Consider the following 17,927-nt stretch of genomic DNA (forward strand, 5'->3'; position numbering starts at 1 on the left):
ATGAAAAAATTTGCGATCCTCCCGGCTTTGCTTCTTGCCTCATGCGGGTTTCGCCCGCTTTACGGTGAGGGGGGTGCGACGCAACAATCGGCGCGCAGCGAGATGTCGCAGATTTTCGTGGATCGCATCAGTAATCGCGGCGGTCAGTTGCTTCGACTGGCTTTGCAGGAGGATCTTGGTTCTGACGATGGTGCAATCCCGCAGAAATATACGCTGAGCGTCAGTCGCAATGTCGGGATTGATGCTGTCGATATCCATAAAGACAATACATCGGGTCGCATGCGTGCCAATGCTTCAGCGCATTGGCGCCTCTATACCGTGGCGGATCAGCCTCAGCTTCTGGCGGAAGGGGATGCATCGCTCCTCGATGGATATACGACGACCTTTCAGCAATATTTCGCGCAGTCACTGAATATGGAAGCTTTGGACGCCCGCATTTCCAAAAATCTCGCCGGGCAGATCTCTGAGCAACTGGCCGCGTGGTTCACTTCTCATGTCACGCCTGCGCAGCGCAATAAACCTGTCGTGCCGGAATATTTTGATCCGAACGCGATGCCGTCACGCAATGGCCAGCCCATGCAGAAAGCAGGGCCGGATGGCTTCCCGGCGGCGGCTACGGGCCGGACGGATATCGGCATTGATGATGAGTGAGATCGGATGAAGATCGAACCGCGACGCACCGAACATGTGCTTAGTGATGCCCTGGCGTGGCGCGGATTTGTTTTTCATGGTGAGGATCACGGCTTGATCCGTGAGCGCGCGATCAAGGTCGCGGGTCAGGTCGTGCCGGATAAAGATGATCCTTTCCGCGTCGTGGAGCTGGATCGGGAAGGTCATGCCCGCCTTGAGGAGGAGGCCACGGCACTCTCCTTGATTGGCGGGCGACGGCTCATCTGGGTGCGGGACGTGCAGGATCACATCCTGCCGATGCTGGAGCGCGCGCTCGATGGCGCGTCCGATAATATCATCCTTCTCGAAGCGCCAGGATTGGCCTCACGCTCCAAATTGCGCAGCGCGATGGAAAAGCGGCAGGATGTCGCCGTGATCGCCTGTTATCCGGAGGAGGGGCGTTCCCTTTCTGTCGCGTTGCGCACGATGTTCGACGCGGCGCAGGTCAGGGTGGATCGGGATGCAATGGCGTGGCTGTCAAGCGTGTTGCCTGCTGATCGCGCCGTCATCCGTCAGGAGGTTGAAAAACTCATTCTGTATGCTGAACCGTCAGCACCGCTCAGCCTTGATGATGTGCAGCTCTGCATCGGTGACACGCGTGCGGAAAGCCTCAGCAATGCCACCTCAAGCGCGCTGGCGGGTGAGCGTGCGCAGGCCGATGCGGCGATTGAGCGTGCCATTGCGGATGGCGCGGCGCCGGTGGCCATTGCCCGCGCGTGCTCTTACGCGCTTTTGCGTGTCCTGACGGTGCGACACGCGATGGATGAGGGCGCATCCCCCTCCGAGGCGGAACGCGGCCTGCGCCCGCCGCTTTTCTTCAAGGTCGCTGATTTATTTCGGACGGCTGTGCGGCGTTGGGACAGCGCCGCGCTTCTCGCGGCCTGTTCCGCAACGCAGGAGCTGGAATTGGCCTGTAAGCAGACGGGCGCGCCTGATTTTGCGCTCGCGCGGCGGCATATTGCCCGCTTATGTTTCGGGCCGCGCGCTTTCTCCGCCTGACGGACCGTTTTTTCAAGCCCGGTCCTATGCCGAAAATCCCGTCACCGCGCATGACGCAGGCACCGCCTTAAGTCCCTTGAAACAGGTAGGATATAAGATGACCCGCGTCGCCGATCAGTTGTCGGCGAGGCGCGTTAAAATGCGCGCTTTCCAGCATTTCATCGCGGGAACACCGTCCCTCACTGATCGTTTAATTAACCTAACATTCAGCAAATGAGATGCGAAATGAGTCATGGAAAAGCGAAAGACGGGAAGATGTCGGATGCACGTCGTTCAGTCCTGAAAGGCGCCGCGGCGGGCCTGGCCGGTCTGGTCGCCACATCGTCCCGCGCTGAAAGCCGGGCAGCGGAGCAGAACCTTGCCGCGCCGCCGATCTCGGATTACCGCAATCTTTACCCGAAAGGGCCCTTCCCCGAACAACCGCAGAACTGGCCGGGCCTGGCTGGTAAAATGACGCCGCGGCCGGACCATGGGGAGGACACCTATAATGGATCAGGCAAAATGGCGGGGCGTAAATGCCTGATCACGGGCGGCGATTCCGGCATCGGGCGCGCCGTCGCAATTGCTTTTGCGCGCGAGGGGGCGGATGTCGCCATTAATTACCTCCCGCAGGAGGAGGAAGATGCGCGGGAAGTCATTGCCCTCATCAAAAAAGAAGGCCGTAAGGCGGTTGCCCTGCCGGGTGACCTGCGTGATGAGGCTTTCTGCAAAAAACTGGTCAATGATGCGGCGCGCCAGCTTGAAGGTCTGGATACGCTGGTCAATGTCGCGGGTCGGCAGAAATTTTACAAAGACATTGTCGAGCTGACGACGGAAGATTTCGACTGGACGATGAAGACAAACATTTACGCTTTGTTCTGGCTGGTGCGCGCCGCGGTGCCGCTTCTGCCTAAAGGTGGGGTAATCATCAACACGGCCTCGACCAACGCGTATGAGCCCATGGAAATCCTCATTGATTACAGCATGACGAAGGCTGCCATCGCGAATATGACCAAATCCCTGGCCAAGCAACTCGGGCCGCGCGCCATTCGCGTCAATGCCGTGGCGCCGGGGCCTTTCTGGACAGCGCTTCAGACAAGTGGCGGGCAGCCGAAGGAAAAATATATGCCGATGGGTCAGGACACTGTCATTGGCCGCGTCGGGCAACCGGTCGAGATTGCGCCAACTTATGTGACCCTTGCCTCCAGCGAGGGCAGTTACCTCACGGGGCAGATCTGGGGTGTCACGGGTGGCAATGGGCTGCCGGGGTGAACTTATCGGGGCCGGGCGGCGGACGTCACGCGTGTGATGCGCCGCCCCCTTTTTTACGCGGCGCACTGACGCAGGCATGATCGCGTCCAGAGGTTGCCAGGCGCAGTCGGTTGGCAAGCGGGAAAGCGGGTTTCCGGCTGCGATATGGCGGATTATGTCTTGACGTGCCGGTGACGTACGCGACCATGCTGCTTTGTTGACGACACGGCTTTGACAAGCGCGACGGTCGCAAGGCTGGACGATAAAAGATGGCGGGGAGGGAGATCAGTGCGAGAATGGATCAAGCATATGCCGATCTCCGTGCTTCTTGCTCTCACCGTGCTCAGTGTCATCATTATGGGTGCGGTCCTCGCAGCGCCCTATGCGCGCCTCAATGGCATGACACCGTTTGAAAGTCACATCGTCGACACAACCTACCGGGATGGGCACCGGGTGAGTGTCATGCAACGAAACAACAACTCCCTCCATCTCGGTTATACGCCGATCGGGCCAAGCTGGCATGCCGGTCCTTACGCGCTGGGTGCCGATGCGCAGGGGCGGGATGTTGCGTCACGCCTCCTTTATGGTGGTCGCAACAGCCTCATGATTGCCAGCGCGGCAGCGCTTCTCGGGCTGACACTTGCGACATTTCTGTCCCTGTGGGCCGGTTATGCCGGGGGGTGGGTGGAGCGGATCGTATCGTGGATCATGACCATGTTATGGGCAGTGCCGGTCTATCTTTTTGCGAGCTGCCTCTCCATGACAATGTTGCGGGACGGGCTCCGGCTCGGCCCGGTAACATTGACAGCGGATAATCGCCTCATACCTGTCTGCGTCATCGCGGCGGTTTACCTCCCTTACGCAGCGCGCCTTTTGACAACGCGCGTCCGGCAATTGGCGCAACGCGATTACGTCAAAATCGCCGCGTCTTTCGGGGCGTCGCCTTTCAGGGTGGTGATGCGGGAAATCCTACCGGGTCTGCTCCTGTCCCTCATAACGTTTTTTCCACTTCTGATGGCGCTCTGCCTGCTGGCGGAGTCCGCTCTTTCTTTTCTGTCACTTGGGGTGCAGGCGCCGGATGTGTCCTGGGGGTCCATGATACGTGACGGGGAGGGACTGATTTATACCCGCCCTGTTGTTGCGATCCTGCCCGGCATGATGATCATGCTGACCGTTCTCAGCCTTTATGTCGTTTCTGAAAGCTGTACCCGCGTCTTGCGTCGGCGCGACACGATATGAGCTTTGTCCTCCGACGTTTCGCCCATGGTATCGCGGTGCTGGCGGGTATCTCGGTTGTGATGTTCACAGTCTTTTTCGCGACGCCCGGCACGGATCCCGCCGCTCGGCTCGCCGGTAAAGGCGCCAGCCCGACTTTATTGGCGGAAGTGCGTCACCAATATGGTTTCGATAGGCCCCTTCCGCAGCAATATGCCCGCATGATGTATGGGATTTTCATCCAACGCCGCCTGACATCCTATGTGCATCACGGGCAGAATGTCGTGGCGCAGGTGATGGCGGCGGCGCCAGTCACGTTTTCACTTGTCGGGCTCGCGGCGGTGATGACCGCCCTGGGTTGTCTGACCCTCGGCATGGGCGCCGCTTTGCTCGGTCACCGCGCCGGGGCCGGGCTGATCGCGTTTCTGTGCCTTCTGATGGTGGCGACGCCCGTTTTCTGGCTGGGGGAAATCGTCAATATGGTCACGCAGGGTGCCGGGCATGATCACTGGCTCTTCCGGTGGGTGCCCGGGCTGGGTTACACGCCATTGACGCAGAACCCTGTCAAATGGTTGGCGTGTCTTATCCTGCCCGCCGGGACATTGTCCCTGGCTTTTACGGGTCTTTATGCGCGTATGTTGCGCACTGAACTTCTGACAGCCATGCGCAGTGCGCCCATCCGGACGGCGTGGGCGAAGGGGGCCGGGCCGTTCCGGGTCTGGACCGCCCACGCTTTGCGGCTCTCCCTTTCCGGCGTTATTGCGTTGTTCGGGATGGATTTCGCCCAGCTTGCCGGGGGTGGCGCGCTGCTTGTCGAAGTTGTTTTTGCCTTGCCCGGTATCGGGCATCTGGCCTTCGAAGCTCTGAACAGTTTTGACCTGCCTTTGCTGATGGCCGTTGTCATGTATGCGGCCCTGTCCATTGTGGTCACGCAGGCGCTGATCGATATTCTTCTGGCGAAGCTCGACCCGCGTTTAAGGTCCGCGCCATGACTTTCGACGTGCCCCTCCTCAATGTGCGAGGCTTGACGGTGGCAACACCGGAAGGTGTCGCATTGGTGGAGGATGTGACGTTTCATGTGCATCGCGGTGGTTCACTCGGCATTGTAGGAGAGTCCGGCTCGGGCAAAAGCGTGACAGCGTTGTCAATTGGTGGCCTCGTCCCGGAATTGACCGTGTCGGGACAAAGGGTTTTTCAGGGTCAGGACCTGTCGGCACTTTCCGCCAAAGCCTTGCGCGCGAAACGAGGGGGCGCTCTCGCTTATGTTTTCCAGGACGCCGGAACATCCATGCTCCCCATGCGCACGATCGGCGCACAGATCATGGAGCAGATCCGCCTTCATCAGAAGGTCACACGTCATATGGCCCGGCGACAACTGCTCACGCTTCTGCGGATGGTCGGCCTGCCTGACCCGCAGGAGATGCAGCATCGTTATATTCACCAGCTTTCGGGCGGGATGCGGCAAAGGGCGATGATCGCGATGGCGATTTCATGTCAACCTGACCTCCTCATCGCGGATGAGCCCAGTTCAGCCCTTGATGTGACGGTGCAGGCGCAGATCCTCGCGGCGTTGCGCCATTTACAGAAGTCCGGCATGGCGCTGATCCTGGTCACGCATGATATCGGCGTGGTGGCTGATAACTGCGATCATATCGCTGTTTTCTACAGCGGCATGATTCTCGAAAGCGGCCCGACTGATATCGTGCTGAGCCGCCCGCGCCATCCTTATACCAGCGCTCTGCTGGCAACCGTCCCCACCCTTGATGGAAAGCGCGGCGAGCGGCCGCCGCCTTTACCCGTCATCAGGGGGTCGCTGCCGCACCCTTCGGAACGTCCGGCGGGATGCGTCTTCGCGCCGCGATGCCCGCTTGAAGGGCCGGAATGCCATGTGCGCCCCGCATTGCGGGATATTGACGGGCGGCAGGTGCGATGTATCAAAGCATGACCACGCCCATGATTGAGTTGCGCGATATCTACCGAACTTTCCCCGGTCACCGCCGTGGCAGCCCGGTCCAGGCGCTGCGCGGTGTCAACCTGTTGCTTCAACGTGGTGAAACGCTCGCGATCATCGGGGAGTCCGGGTGTGGGAAAACGACATTGGGGCATATCATGGCGCTGATGTCGGCACCGGATCGGGGGCAGATCCTTTTCGACGGCGTCGATGTCACCTCACCGCGTCGAGGTCAGCGAAATGCGCTGCGCCGCAAGGTTCAAATGGTGTTGCAGGATAGCGGGGCGGCGTTCAATCCTTTCTGGCGGGTAGGGAGTGCACTGCGCGCGCCGCTGAAAATCATCCGGCACGCCAACCCGGCTCACCGTGTGCAGGAAGTTTTGGAGGCTGTCGGGCTGCCCTCAAATGTCATGCAGCAATTTCCGCAGGAATTATCCGGCGGTCAGCGGCAGCGCCTCAATATCGCGCGCGCCCTGACGATCGCCCCGGAATTGCTGATTGCTGACGAGCCAACATCCGCCCTGGATGTTTCAGTTCAGGCCCGCATTATTCAGTTATTGGCGGATCTCAATACAAAGCATCACCTCTCGATGGTCGTCATCACGCATAATCTGGCAACCATCCCTTACATGACACGCAATGTGGCGATTATGTATCTCGGGCGGATTGTGGAGTGGGGCGCAAGTGATGATGTGCTTTATGCGCCGCACCATCCTTATACGCGCCTGCTGGTTGACTCCCTGCCGGGGCGGCGGGGAGGACGTGCGGCGTTGACGATGGGTGACGTGCCCAGCGCGGTCCATCCGCCCCCCGGTTGCGCCTTTCACCCGCGTTGTCACCGGGCGCAGTCAATCTGTCGGGAGATCATGCCTGAACTCTCAGAATCAACACAGAGCCCGCGCCGCGTGGCCTGTCACTTCCCACTCGATGGATGAGGCACTGACACTCCTCGACGATATGTCCCTCAAACATATGCGGGGCGGTCTCTGCGTGTTTGACCCTCTATCCCATGGCAGGATTTTCTGTGAAGTTCTGATGGGTTTTTCTTGAGTGAAAGTGCGACGCGATGCGTGGAAAAACATGGTTTCTTCTGCTGCTCTCAGCATGTCTGGCGGGCTGCGCCGCACCTGAACCGCGTGAATATAAGGTCGTCATCAACAGCCTCACGGAGAAGAAGCTGGATGACATGATCCGAAACATCGTGCGCCCGCAGAAAGGTCAGGATCACGGTGAAATTATCAGCCGCGTTTCCGCTGCTTTTCTGGGCACGCCCTATCGTGGCGACACGCTTATTGGCGGGCCGGGCGTGAAAGAAGCGCTGGTGGCGGATTTCAGCTTTGTCGATTGCACGACGTTGATTGAATATGTCGAGGCGCTGTCGCACAGTGATGACAGGGAGACATTTCTGCAAAACCTTGCGCACATGCGTTATGCGGATAACAAGGTCTCTTACATCAGCCGCCGACATTTCTTCTCGGACTGGTTCACGAGACGGCCCCGCATTGCGCGCGATGTCACAGCGGAAATCAGCCCTGATCACGTGACCATCGTCAGGGACTTGAATCGCCTGCCCGATGGCAAAGCTTACGTGCCGGGTATCGGCTTTTCCGCGCGCAAATTAACCTATATCCCGGCGGCGGCCATCAATAAGCGCGTTCTGCACCATCTCAGGACGGGCGACTATGTGGGGGTATATTCCCTTACAGAACAAGAGGATGTCTCGCATGTGGGCATCGTTGCGCGGCATGATGGGCGCGTGTGGTTCCGAAATGCCTCCTCCCGTCGAGAAAATAGAAAGGTCATCGATTCACCTTTTCTGGATTACATGCGCCAGAAACCAGGTATGATCGTCATACGAACCGGAAAAACCGGCTACTGACGGAGATGCTCAATGAAAATCAATCACGCCGTTAGAAATCGTTACCTATTATTTCTGGCTGTTACTTTTATTTTGTCCGCCTGCCAAACGGCCCCATCGGGTAAAGGGGCGCAGGATGCTGCTTACCCGGGTCGTGCGGCGGCTCTTTAAATTGATCCGACGAAAACAATTTTCCCGCTCGATAATTACCCGCAATCTGTTGATCAATGGCTTCCGGCGGGCCCTGATTCAAATACCCCGCTTATGGATGAGGCGACGCAGCAGAAATATTTTGCCGCGCTGAAAACCCGATATTTCGGCCTTGGGCAGGACGGGAACTCACCCTGGAACGCGACTTACATCGCATCTATCCTGAAAAAAGGGCCGGAAACCGTCCGAGATGCCAGTGTCAATCAACTGCTCGCGGATAGTAAAGTTTTGTGGGCACAGAATTTCAGGCCCCATTCCGCCCGGTGGAAGATGGAAGTCAGGGGGAATGCGGATACAGATATCAGCCACGATTACCACCCCGCCCATCGCGCTATCGCTCTCAGGGAAACGCTGGTGAGGGTTCTCCCGACCGATGACCCGGCTTTTGATGATTACCGCTTGGCCGGGCAGGGTTACCCTTTCGATAATCTGCAAATGTCCTCCGTCCGACCCGGCGCCCCGATTTACATCTTGACGACCAGCCGCGATGAGCGCTGGAAATATGTGCGCACGCCCACCGTGACAGGTTGGGTGCATAGTGAGGATGTCGCATCCGTCAGTCAGGCTTTCGTGACGGAATGGGTGGCGATGGCCAATCGCAATCTCGGCGCCATCATCTGGGATTCCGTCAGCGTCGCCGATGGCGGTCGGTTCTTCTTCACCGCAAGGCCAGGCACAATACTGCCGTTTAGGAAGTTGCGACCCGGCATTTTCCAGGTTGCGGTGCCGGCACAGGGCCGAGGCGTTACTGCGGAGCGCCACTGGGTGACGTTGGATGACCATGCTTTCGTCCCAATGCCGTGGCAGATGCTGCCGGGCCATGTGGCGGCTTTGATGCGGACGATGCATGACAGGCCCTATGGATGGGGGAATGACTACTTCCATAATGATTGTTCTGCTGAATTGCGCAGTTTGCTCATGCCTTTCGGCATTTTCCTGCCCCGAAATTCGGCCGCGCAGATTCAATCTGCTGCACGTGTGGTTGATCTCAGCAAAGAGGATGTCAATGCGCGCCTGGCTTATCTGAGGGATCATGGCAAGCCTTTCAGGACCCTCATCTACATTCCGGGGCATATTATGCTCTATATTGGTAATGCGGTGGTAAACGGGCAAAACGTCCCGATGACCTATCAGGATCTCTGGGGACTTCGACCCAAAGGCGGGAAGAGCCGAAGCATCGTCGGCGGCTCTGTCTTCTTCCCTCTGCTCGCCGTCTATCCGGAAGACCCGGATCTCGTCTCCCTCGCGGGGAAGACGCAGTTCAAACTGGGTTTTATCGAGTAAAGGCGCACAGCCGGGAACGGTTTTAATTGGTGCATCATTGGCTAAAGGGCCGGTGATGCACCGTCTGCACCCGATCTTCCACCAAATGGCCGCTGGCTATGATCGTGACGATGAAAACGCGGTGCACATGCGCGATGGTTGGTTTTGGAGGGGAGGAGGTAACTTGTAGGCTCCTCTCTAATGGCCTCGGTGAGCGCTTTTCAGCCGAAAGGTTGGGGGAGGCTCATCGCCGCACCCTGCCATGAAAAGGAAGCTGTCAAAAAGCGCGGGGTTCGGCGATCAGAAGCGCCGAGGGCCTCCCGCGACCGTCCAATTAGTGCAAGCCGTCCCCCTGCTGCACAGCGTCGCCGCCTCGACCAGATTGCCCCGGGGTGACGTCATTTTTCTCGACAGGGAAGCCGCCACCCAGCGTCCGTCAGGCAGTCGCTGGCGGCTCACCATTGACTTTGCCGTCAGGGGTCTGCCTATCGACGAGGCGTGGCAGGATCATGGCCAGAGCGGGCATAATCAGCGACGGTGAAATCCCTGTTTTGGAAATCAGAGTCTGCACCTGCTCATTCGATAAGAGAGTCTGAACTTCCTCAGAGGAAATCGGCAGGTTTTTGCCATTGCCGATCCAGGAACGCACCTTATCGTCCAAACCGGCCGCTTTTGCCTGTTGAAGCAATGTGTCGATACCTTGCTCTGACGTCAGCAGCTCACTCAGGCTGCCGCCCAGTTTCTTCTGCAACGGGCCACTCAGACCGCTGATGGCCGAGTTGAGAATATTATTGAAAAATCCGTTCATAGCACCCAATCCTGTTGATCGGGGAGGGGTGCGCACAGACTTAACTGGCCTTCTCCAGCCCCGGCATTTCAATGTCAATTTCCAGCGTGGCGCACTCGCCATTGGCGCTGTCCATTTTGACGTGAACCTTCTCATCATCGATGGCGACATGCTTTTTGATGACAGCAAGGATCTCGCTCTGTAACTTTTTGATAAGCTCAGAGTTCCCGTGATTGGATCGCTCATGCGCGAGGAGGATCTGCAATCTATCGCGGGCGACGGAACTGGTTTTGGGCCGGGAGAAAAAGTTGAATAGGCTCATGCTGATCTCTTCTTGAACAACCGGTCCAGGATGCCCTTGCGCTCAACCGGAATCTGAAGGTCGATCTTTTCCCCGTTCAGGCGTTTCGCGGCGTCAACATAGGCGCGCGCGGGGGCGGAATCAGGGTTTGAGAGAGTGACCGGCGCCCCGACATTGGAGGCTTTCAGCACTTCCTCACTCTCCGGCACGATGCCGATCAGCGGGACAGAGAGGATCTCCAGCACATCCTCCGTATTCAGCATTTCGCCCCGAGCGGCGCGATTAGGGTCATAACGGGTGAGGAGGAGAAATTTCTCGACCTTTTCACCTTTAATGGCGCGCTCCGTCGTGCTGTCGAGCAGGCCGATAATGCGGTCACTATCGCGCACGGAGCTGACTTCCGGATTGGTGACGACCACAGCCATATCCGCGTGATGCATCGCCATCTGTGCCCCGCGCTCAATACCAGCCGGACTGTCACAGATGATCCAGTCAAACTTCTCACGCAGTTCCGCCATGACGCGGGCCACGCCTTCGGATGTCAGCGCGTCTTTATCCCGTGTCTGCGAGGCAGGCAGGATGGAGAGCGTCTCACATCTTTTATCTTTGATGAGCGCCTGGCCGAGCTTGGCATCTCCCTGGATGACATTCACGAAATCAAACACGACGCGGCGTTCCGCCCCCATGACGAGATCGAGGTTGCGCAGCCCGACATCGAAATCGACGACGACCACATTTTTGCCATCCCGCGCCAGCGCGGCACCTAATGCCGCTGTCGACGTGGTTTTGCCTACACCGCCCTTACCCGACGTGACTACCAGCACTTTGGCCATATGCGCTCCAGGTTCCTCTTAGTTTTATGGTCCGATCAGGACGCCGCAGTCTACTGACAATGAAACGTTTTCGGCAACGCGGAAAATTCAGAAATAAGGTTCAGGTGAGCGGATGCATCAGGACATGATCGGAATCCAACAGGGCTTGCGCGGGTTGACCGACACTTTGCTGGTCGATCTCCTCCGCCGTCATGTAAAAGCCATCAATGGCGAGGAGTTCCGCAAACATGCGCCGCGCGAAGATCCGCGCCGCGCCATTTCCCCCGACCCCGGCAATGGCCCGACCACGGAGGGGGCCATAGACATGGATGCTGCCGGAGGCGATCAGCTCCGCCCCGGGGGCCACGCCACCGGCGACGACAATGTCACCTTCCAGCCAGGTCACAATCTGCCCCGAACGCACCGGCGTCTCAACAAAAAGCGTGCGCCCTGCAGTAAGGGTGAATTCGCCTGCCGCACCCTCCGCCTCAGCCGCATCCGGGGGGGCGATATCATGAGCGCGTCCCCCGGTCAGGACGGGTGGAAAATCCCAGTCACGCAGGGCGGGCCATGCGCGGTCACCCCCCTCAATACTGACAGGTATGATATGGCGATCCCGCAAGGCGGCCTGTAGACCTGCCAGCCCTTCAGAATGAGCGTCCAGAAGACCGAGATCGAGAATAATCGGCTTGCCACTGAGAAAAGCGGATGAGCGCGCAACCTGATGGTCAAGCGCGGACAGCCATTCCGCAATCGGTGCCTGGGGGGCGAGGACAAGGGCCATAAATGAGCGCCCGCAGGCCCGAATGGTCATAGGAGGTGGGGATTGGGCGATGTCGACTGTTTGCTCGGACATTAAATCTTCTCAAAAAGCATGAAGCGAATGCGGGCTTTCAAAGTTTGAGCTTGTAACACGGTTTGGCTTGTTGCCAACGTCAACGCCCATTAATGAGTACCGGATGCGCATTCTTTATCACCTTCCTTTATCACCTCAAAGTCGTCTTGCACGGCTCTCTCTCTCGGAAAGACGCATTCCCTTTGAGATGCGCGTGGAAAACGTGTGGGAAAGTGGAGAGGACTTCCTCGCACTCAACCCGGCGCGGGAGGTGCCCGTGCTGGTTGAGAAGTCCGGCCTCGCCATCCCTGGCGGTAGTGTTATCGCGGAATATCTTGAGGAAGCCTATACGGGCTCCACTTTATTGGGCCATAATCTGGAAGAGCGTATCGAGACGCGCCGGCTCCTGAACTGGTTCGACGTCAAATTCAATAATGAGGTGTCGCGAAATCTGCTGGGGGAAAAGGTCGATAAGCGGATTTCGGGCCGTGGCACGCCGGATGGCACGGCAATCCGCGCTGGATATGCCAATTTGCGCTTTCATCTCGATTATATTGGATGGCTTTCTGAAACGCGCGCCTGGCTGGGTGGCGCACAGCTCACTTATGCCGATCTCGCGGCTGCCGCGCACCTGTCATGCCTCGATTTTATCGGGGATATTGACTGGTCACGCGCGCCCTTCGCCAAGGACTGGTACGCACGCGTCAAATCCCGTCCGAGCTTCCGCGCGCTTCTGCATGATAAACTGCCCGGCTTCACCCCGCCGCCTCATTATATGGATCTTGATTTCTGAGGCTTCGACGTTGGCAACATCGCGCCGAACGCTCATTGATGAAATTCAGGCCCCGTGCAGCGTGAGGTAATCGAACCCGACGCACGCCTGATGCGCTTACGTGGGGAGAGATTCCGTGCGGAGTGACGAGGATGACGAAAATAATCGCGATATTGGCCACCCATGGTGTTGAGGAGGTCGAACTCCTGAAACCCTGGAGGACACTCAAAAAAGCAGGGTTTGAAACCGTGCTCGTCGCGCCGGAGAAGGGCCGCATCCAGTCCATGCGGGGCGATATCAAACCGCGTAAGAAATATAAGGCGAATGTGACGCTTGAGGAGGCCGGTAAACGGCGTTTCGATGGCCTCGTTCTGCCAGGGGGAACGGTTAATGCGGACACGTTACGTGGAAACCCCTCCGCCATCGCCTTCGTCCGCAAATTTGTCCAAAGCGAGGCGCCGATAGCGGTGATCTGCCATGGCGCCTGGATCCTGATTGAGGCGGAAGGCGTCAAATCCCGGCAGATGACATCATGGCCCACGCTGAGGACGGAGCTTGTCGCTGCAGGCGCGCGTTGGAAAGATGAAGCGCTGGTCGAGGATCAAAACATGATCTCCTCACGTGACCCCGATGATCTCGAGATTTTCTGTGACGCACTATTGAGGCAGTATGAACGCCCCACCCCCAAGGCGCAGCCGCAGCGAAAGCCCTCCCGCGCCGTCCCCTCAAAGGCGAAGCAGGGTGCTACGGCGGAGAAGGCGAAAGCCCGTCCTTCAGCGCGAACCAGAAAAAGCAAATCGACGGTGCGGCCCGCCGCCGCGCGTCAGGGTGCGTGATTAATCAGTCGATAGGCGGCAACCTCATCACGCGGCGGCGCCACGCCAAGGAACGTCCCACGCGCATCATAGACGCGTCCTTCAGGATTCTGCCGACCGAGAAAACCGCCCTCCGCTGACGTGAAGCGCCCATTGCTGACATGGGCGAGAAGTCGGCCCCGCGCGTCGGAAATGCGTCCCATGGCGTCCAGATGCAGGCGTAATTCATTGCGTGGACCGGTCACGAGATCATTCGCGGTGCGATGATTATAAAGCCTGCCTGCGCCATCATAAGTCTGGCCGCCCGGCAGATCCTTCGAGAAGATCCCGCCACGTGCACTTGTCGTGCGGCCGAGACCATCTGTCGTCTGAGTCACCGCCGCGCCCGGCATGGCGGCAAAGAGGGTCGTGAGGCAGATGCAGAATGTTCGGAAAAATCTCATCTGAATACCCTTCAAATAAAGATGGTCATGAAGGTAAGCTGGTGTAAAAGCATGGAAAATCATCGCACGTTTTTACTGTGGAAGAAACGGTAATACGCAATAAATAACGGCGAAATGCTTATCGCGCCCACAGCCTGCCACATCGGGGCGGGAAGGATTTATCGTAAAAATCGGCGATTATCCCTTGACGCGACGCCGTCTTGAGGCAGGCTTTCACCGCCCTTCATAAATCAACAAATTACGGGATCGTTTTCTATGCATGTCGTCGGCTCCTTCCTCCCCTGGCTCATCGCGTTTTTCTGCCTCGGGATCGCCATCTCCCTCTGGTTGCGATCAGGGAGGCGTGGCACGGCGGATCTTCGGACGCAGCTTGATCAGATGAAGACCCATGTTCAGGATACGCAAAGCACGGAAAGTCGCGCGACACAATTGGCGTTTCGTGAGGCGGAGCGCGCTCTGACGGCGCGGATGGAACGCATGCATCTGGACGTGAATGAGCGCCTCGGCGATGTCGCGCAACGCCTTTGGCGGGAGCATGCGGAGGCCCGATTGGCGCAGTCAGATGCGCTGAAGGAAATGGCCACCTCCAATGCGACGCAGCTTGCCGCCATTCGTGCTTCCGTCAATGAGCAATTGAGCGCCAGCGTTGAAAAACAGATGCAGACCTCCTTTGCCCGCGTGGTCGAGCAATTTGCAGAGATGCAGAAAGCGATCGGGGAAGTGACGGCTGTCAGCGCCCAAATCGGCGATCTCAAACGTTTATTCACCAATGTCAAAACCCGTGGCGGTTGGGGGGAGGCGCAGCTCAGGGCGATCCTGGATGATATTCTGCCGCCCGACGCTTATGAATGTAATTTCCGGATCCCGGAGAAAAATGTCTTCGTGGAATTCGCGATCAAAATGCCCTCACGCGCCCATCCAGCACCCTATCTTTCGATCGATTGTAAATTCCCGACCGATTCATATGAGCGGCTCCTGAGTGCGATTGAGCGCGCCGACGCGCCCGCTGAGCGGATTGAGCGCCGCAATCTCGAAACGGCGATTCGCCTTGAGGCCCGAAAAATGGCGGAAAAATACATTGCGCCGCCCTCAACCGTGGAATTTGCCGTCCTTTACCTGCCGACTGATGGATTATACTCGGAAATCGCCCGTATTCCCGGCCTGATCGACGAACTTGGCCGCGTTTCCCGCATTATAGTGATGGGACCGTCAATCATCCCCGCGTTGTTGCGCACAGTGCATCTCGGTTATGTCACGATTGCTCTTGAGGAGCGGACAGATACCATCGCGCGGCTGCTTGGCGTCACCCGACAGGAAATCATGAAAATGGACAGCGTTCTCGAAAAATTGGCGAAAGGCGCCGGAACGATGAGCAACACAATTGAGGCTGCTCGTCGCCGCACGCGCGTACTCGGCAAGAGGCTTCGTGAACTCGATGCGATTGAGGACGCGACGGAAAGGGACCTCGAGGATGAAATTTAAATTCGCTTTTAGTTCAGACATCTCAACGTTTAAGTAATTATAAGCCATGGTCAGACAGGATGGAAAAGTTTCGCAGGACGATCGTGACGAGAAAGCGCCACATGTGCTCGTTGTCGAAGATGACGACACATTGGCTGCCGAAATCGTTGCGGAGCTTGAGTCGCGCGGTTTCAAGACAGATCGCGCTGCCGACGGGCGTGAAGCGCTTGCGACCGCAAGGAGCGGGCAGTTCGATATTTTCGTGATGGACAGGATGCTGCCGCATGTTGACGGCCTGAGTGTCATTGAGGAGTTGCGTCAGAGTGAAATCATGACGCCGGTCCTGGTGCTCTCGGCTCTTTCCGCCGTTGATGAACGCGTGCAAGGCTTTAAAGCGGGCGGGGATGATTACCTCGTCAAGCCTTTCGCGATGGATGAGCTGGTCGCGCGTCTGGAGGCACTCCTCCGACGTCCGAACTCGTCCCGCGCCACCAAACTTCGCGTCGGGCCGCTCGAAATGGACCTTATCGATCGCAAGGTGGATCGCATGGGGCGTGAGGTTGACCTCCTCCCGCGTGAATTCCGCCTGCTTGAATATCTCATGCGGCGACCCAACCAGGTCCTGACCCGGACGATGTTGCTTGAGGATGTCTGGAATTATCGTTTCATTCCCCAGACAAACCTTGTAGATGTGCATATCGGTAAATTGCGGCGGAAGGTTGACGCGCCCGGCGAAACGCCGCTTATCCATAGCATAAGGGGGGCCGGGTTCATGCTGCGTATCCAGGACTGATTTGCAGATTCTGGGACTTTTCAGGACCGCGACATTCAGACTGACGCTCGCCGTCGTCTTTACCGTCGTCGCAGGTGTCGCGAGCAACCTGACCTTTTTCTACCTGCGGTTTGTCAGTTCGGAGATTATTTACCTCCAGAACGTTCTGCGGCGTGAGGCTTTCATGATCGCCCAGCGCCCGGAACAGACAATCGTGCAGGTGCTTGAGGGTATCAATGGCAGCAAAATCCACCTGACACTCGATTGCGTCGGGCTTTTTGACCGTGACTTGAGCTATATCGCGGGAGATCTCCCATCCTGGCCCGACGGGTTGCGGATTGAAGATGATGTCCAACAGCTTAATTACGCGCTTCCCTTACGCCCGCGTTATAATTACCTGTTTCTGACAGCACGCCTCCCTTCACGCCATGTGCTTGTTTTTGCGATATCGCAGCGGCGTCTTGATAGTCTGCGCAATTCCCTTCTGCACACGATGGTTTACTCCCTCCTGCCACTCATCGCCTTTGCGCTATGTGTCGGGATCTATCTTAGTCACCGCACATTATCCCGGGTGGGCGGCCTTAATGAGGCGATTGAGCGCATTATGGAGGGGGACCTGTCCGGCCGATTACCCGCAGGCCGGTCCCGCGATGATCTCGAGCGCCTGGCGGGTTCCGTCAATCGGATGCTGGACCGCATTGAGTATCTGATGGTTGAAATTCGCAATGTCGGGAATGACATCGCGCATGACCTCAGAACCCCGCTTTCCCGTATGCGGGTGCGGCTTGAGCGCGCCTTGAATGGAGAGCGCAACGCGGCTGACCTGCATGAGGTTATCGAGAAGGCGACGCAGGATCTCGATCAATGCTTTTCCACCATTACCGCGATCCTGCGCATTGCGGAACTTGAGGACGGACGGCGCAAAGCGGGCTTCGCGACGCATGATCTCCGGATTATCGTGGCGGATATGGTCGAGCTTTATGAGCCGATTGCCGAGACCCACCAGCTCACATTGATTGACAAGTCATCACGGGGTGACCCGCTGCCGATCAATTGCGACCGGGACCTGTTGATTGAGGTCATGGCCAATCTTCTCGATAACGCCATCAAATTCACGCCCGCTGGTGGTCATATTGAGGCAGCGGCCTATCGAGAGGGCAATCAGATCGTGCTGCGTATCGCGGATACCGGCATCGGCATCCCGGAATCCGAGCGCAAGGCGGTGATCGGGCGTTTCTACCGTTCGGATAAAAGCCGCCATATCCCGGGGAGTGGCCTCGGGCTCAGCCTGGTCATGGCAATCCTCCGCCTGCATGGAACCTCGCTTGAAATCTCGTCTTATCGGGAGGGGACGGCCAATCCCGGCGCTGTTTTCCAGATGTTTTTCGCGATGCATCAGGAGGAGGAGACCGACTCATTGCTTTCAGAACCCCTGCCCGAAACCCTCTGAATCGCCGACGGGCTTCGTCATAACCAACCGATTTTCAAGCCAGACCGGGCGGAAACCTGACCATAGTTTCATGTGGCGCGGTGT

At 57.9% G+C, this 17,927-nt stretch carries 19 protein-coding genes; 14 read left to right on the top strand and 5 right to left on the bottom strand.

Annotated features, from left to right (window positions below; genetic code table 11):
- From N5W20_RS00705 to N5W20_RS00745, 9 genes are all read left to right on the top strand, one after another.
- Complete coding sequence (locus tag N5W20_RS00705; RefSeq protein ID WP_319807031.1) at positions 1 to 651, top strand: hypothetical protein; 651 nt, start codon at positions 1 to 3, stop codon at positions 649 to 651.
- A gap of 6 nt (positions 652 to 657) precedes the next feature.
- Positions 658 to 1,668 carry a DNA polymerase III subunit delta gene (holA, locus tag N5W20_RS00710; protein WP_319807032.1) on the top strand — a complete coding sequence of 337 codons (1,011 nt, stop codon included), beginning with the start codon at positions 658 to 660 and terminating at the stop codon, positions 1,666 to 1,668.
- Positions 1,669 to 1,893: 225 nt separating this feature from the next.
- Entirely contained in the window at positions 1,894 to 2,919 is a 1,026-nt protein-coding gene (locus N5W20_RS00715) for an SDR family oxidoreductase (RefSeq protein WP_319807033.1), read from the top strand.
- Between the two features lie 267 nt (positions 2,920 to 3,186).
- Positions 3,187 to 4,137: an ABC transporter permease gene (locus N5W20_RS00720; protein WP_319807034.1), complete on the top strand. Its 951-nt coding sequence runs from the start codon at positions 3,187 to 3,189 to the stop codon at positions 4,135 to 4,137.
- Complete coding sequence (locus tag N5W20_RS00725) at positions 4,134 to 5,105, top strand: ABC transporter permease (protein WP_319807035.1); 972 nt, start codon at positions 4,134 to 4,136, stop codon at positions 5,103 to 5,105. The genes N5W20_RS00720 and N5W20_RS00725 overlap by 4 nt, the downstream gene beginning before the upstream one ends.
- Entirely contained in the window at positions 5,102 to 6,058 is a 957-nt protein-coding gene (locus N5W20_RS00730) for an ABC transporter ATP-binding protein (protein WP_319807036.1), read from the top strand. The genes N5W20_RS00725 and N5W20_RS00730 overlap by 4 nt, the downstream gene beginning before the upstream one ends.
- Entirely contained in the window at positions 6,055 to 6,999 is a 945-nt protein-coding gene (locus N5W20_RS00735; protein WP_319807037.1) for an ABC transporter ATP-binding protein, read from the top strand. Before N5W20_RS00730 ends, N5W20_RS00735 begins: the two co-directional genes overlap by 4 nt.
- Before the next feature lie 131 nt (positions 7,000 to 7,130).
- Positions 7,131 to 7,943 carry an N-acetylmuramoyl-L-alanine amidase-like domain-containing protein gene (locus tag N5W20_RS00740; protein ID WP_319807038.1) on the top strand — a complete coding sequence of 271 codons (813 nt, stop codon included), beginning with the start codon at positions 7,131 to 7,133 and terminating at the stop codon, positions 7,941 to 7,943.
- 243 nt (positions 7,944 to 8,186) lie between these two features.
- Entirely contained in the window at positions 8,187 to 9,416 is a 1,230-nt protein-coding gene (locus tag N5W20_RS00745; protein WP_408869407.1) for an SH3 domain-containing protein, read from the top strand.
- 415 nt (positions 9,417 to 9,831) lie between these two features.
- On the opposite strand, the gene N5W20_RS00750 is transcribed toward N5W20_RS00745, so the two are convergent.
- From N5W20_RS00750 to minC, 4 genes are all read right to left on the bottom strand, one after another.
- The gene (locus N5W20_RS00750) at positions 9,832 to 10,203 is read right to left on the bottom strand and encodes a YidB family protein (RefSeq protein WP_319807039.1); all 372 of its coding nucleotides are present in this window, start codon (positions 10,201 to 10,203) and stop codon (positions 9,832 to 9,834) included.
- A gap of 40 nt (positions 10,204 to 10,243) precedes the next feature.
- Positions 10,244 to 10,504, bottom strand: coding sequence for a cell division topological specificity factor MinE (minE, locus tag N5W20_RS00755; RefSeq protein ID WP_319807040.1), 261 nt, complete (start codon positions 10,502 to 10,504; stop codon positions 10,244 to 10,246).
- Positions 10,501 to 11,316, bottom strand: a complete 816-nt coding sequence (gene minD, locus N5W20_RS00760; RefSeq protein ID WP_319807041.1) for a septum site-determining protein MinD — start codon at positions 11,314 to 11,316, stop codon at positions 10,501 to 10,503. The genes minE and minD overlap by 4 nt, the downstream gene beginning before the upstream one ends.
- A 100-nt stretch (positions 11,317 to 11,416) precedes the next feature.
- Complete coding sequence (minC, locus tag N5W20_RS00765) at positions 11,417 to 12,151, bottom strand: septum site-determining protein MinC (RefSeq protein ID WP_319807042.1); 735 nt, start codon at positions 12,149 to 12,151, stop codon at positions 11,417 to 11,419.
- A gap of 103 nt (positions 12,152 to 12,254) precedes the next feature.
- Between minC and N5W20_RS00770 the strand changes: the two genes are divergently transcribed.
- Both N5W20_RS00770 and N5W20_RS00775 read left to right on the top strand, forming a co-directional pair.
- Positions 12,255 to 12,923 (top strand): glutathione S-transferase family protein, encoded by a 669-nt coding sequence (locus N5W20_RS00770; RefSeq protein WP_319807043.1) that lies wholly within the window; start codon positions 12,255 to 12,257, stop codon positions 12,921 to 12,923.
- Between the two features lie 131 nt (positions 12,924 to 13,054).
- On the top strand, positions 13,055 to 13,738 hold the full coding sequence (locus N5W20_RS00775; RefSeq protein WP_319807044.1) for a type 1 glutamine amidotransferase domain-containing protein: 684 nt from the start codon (positions 13,055 to 13,057) through the stop codon (positions 13,736 to 13,738).
- Here N5W20_RS00775 and N5W20_RS00780 read toward each other — a convergent pair.
- Positions 13,726 to 14,160 (bottom strand): hypothetical protein, encoded by a 435-nt coding sequence (locus N5W20_RS00780; protein ID WP_319807045.1) that lies wholly within the window; start codon positions 14,158 to 14,160, stop codon positions 13,726 to 13,728. The two genes, N5W20_RS00775 and N5W20_RS00780, sit on opposite strands and share 13 nt — an antisense overlap.
- A gap of 255 nt (positions 14,161 to 14,415) precedes the next feature.
- Here N5W20_RS00780 and N5W20_RS00785 point away from each other — a divergent pair, with 255 nt between their 5' ends.
- The 3 genes from N5W20_RS00785 to N5W20_RS00795 are packed head-to-tail and all read left to right on the top strand — an operon-like array spanning position 14,416 to position 17,843.
- Positions 14,416 to 15,642, top strand: coding sequence for a DNA recombination protein RmuC (locus N5W20_RS00785; protein ID WP_319807046.1), 1,227 nt, complete (start codon positions 14,416 to 14,418; stop codon positions 15,640 to 15,642).
- 46 nt (positions 15,643 to 15,688) lie between these two features.
- Positions 15,689 to 16,414, top strand: coding sequence for a response regulator transcription factor (locus tag N5W20_RS00790; RefSeq protein ID WP_319807047.1), 726 nt, complete (start codon positions 15,689 to 15,691; stop codon positions 16,412 to 16,414).
- A gap of 1 nt (position 16,415) precedes the next feature.
- Positions 16,416 to 17,843, top strand: coding sequence for a sensor histidine kinase (locus N5W20_RS00795; protein ID WP_319807048.1), 1,428 nt, complete (start codon positions 16,416 to 16,418; stop codon positions 17,841 to 17,843).
- Positions 17,844 to 17,927: the final 84 nt, after the last annotated feature.

Source organism: Candidatus Kirkpatrickella diaphorinae (assembly GCF_025736875.1).
GTDB lineage: Bacteria > Pseudomonadota > Alphaproteobacteria > Acetobacterales > Acetobacteraceae > Sorlinia > Sorlinia diaphorinae.

What these genes read in the sequence shown, in the direction of transcription:
- N5W20_RS00705 (WP_319807031.1), top strand. Translation starts at nt 1, where the DNA reads ATGAAAAAATTTGCGATCCTCCCGGCTTTGCTTCTTGCCTCATGCGGG.
- holA (WP_319807032.1), top strand. Translation starts at nt 658, where the DNA reads ATGAAGATCGAACCGCGACGCACCGAACATGTGCTTAGTGATGCCCTG.
- N5W20_RS00715 (WP_319807033.1), top strand. Translation starts at nt 1,894, where the DNA reads ATGAGTCATGGAAAAGCGAAAGACGGGAAGATGTCGGATGCACGTCGT.
- N5W20_RS00725 (WP_319807035.1), top strand. Translation starts at nt 4,134, where the DNA reads ATGAGCTTTGTCCTCCGACGTTTCGCCCATGGTATCGCGGTGCTGGCG.
- N5W20_RS00730 (WP_319807036.1), top strand. Translation starts at nt 5,102, where the DNA reads ATGACTTTCGACGTGCCCCTCCTCAATGTGCGAGGCTTGACGGTGGCA.
- N5W20_RS00735 (WP_319807037.1), top strand. Translation starts at nt 6,055, where the DNA reads ATGACCACGCCCATGATTGAGTTGCGCGATATCTACCGAACTTTCCCC.
- N5W20_RS00740 (WP_319807038.1), top strand. Translation starts at nt 7,131, where the DNA reads ATGCGTGGAAAAACATGGTTTCTTCTGCTGCTCTCAGCATGTCTGGCG.
- N5W20_RS00745 (WP_408869407.1), top strand. Translation starts at nt 8,187, where the DNA reads ATGGATGAGGCGACGCAGCAGAAATATTTTGCCGCGCTGAAAACCCGA.
- N5W20_RS00750 (WP_319807039.1), bottom strand. Translation starts at nt 10,203, where the DNA reads ATGAACGGATTTTTCAATAATATTCTCAACTCGGCCATCAGCGGTCTG.
- minE (WP_319807040.1), bottom strand. Translation starts at nt 10,504, where the DNA reads ATGAGCCTATTCAACTTTTTCTCCCGGCCCAAAACCAGTTCCGTCGCC.
- minD (WP_319807041.1), bottom strand. Translation starts at nt 11,316, where the DNA reads ATGGCCAAAGTGCTGGTAGTCACGTCGGGTAAGGGCGGTGTAGGCAAA.
- minC (WP_319807042.1), bottom strand. Translation starts at nt 12,151, where the DNA reads ATGTCCGAGCAAACAGTCGACATCGCCCAATCCCCACCTCCTATGACC.
- N5W20_RS00770 (WP_319807043.1), top strand. Translation starts at nt 12,255, where the DNA reads ATGCGCATTCTTTATCACCTTCCTTTATCACCTCAAAGTCGTCTTGCA.
- N5W20_RS00775 (WP_319807044.1), top strand. Translation starts at nt 13,055, where the DNA reads ATGACGAAAATAATCGCGATATTGGCCACCCATGGTGTTGAGGAGGTC.
- N5W20_RS00780 (WP_319807045.1), bottom strand. Translation starts at nt 14,160, where the DNA reads ATGAGATTTTTCCGAACATTCTGCATCTGCCTCACGACCCTCTTTGCC.
- N5W20_RS00785 (WP_319807046.1), top strand. Translation starts at nt 14,416, where the DNA reads ATGCATGTCGTCGGCTCCTTCCTCCCCTGGCTCATCGCGTTTTTCTGC.
- N5W20_RS00790 (WP_319807047.1), top strand. Translation starts at nt 15,689, where the DNA reads ATGGTCAGACAGGATGGAAAAGTTTCGCAGGACGATCGTGACGAGAAA.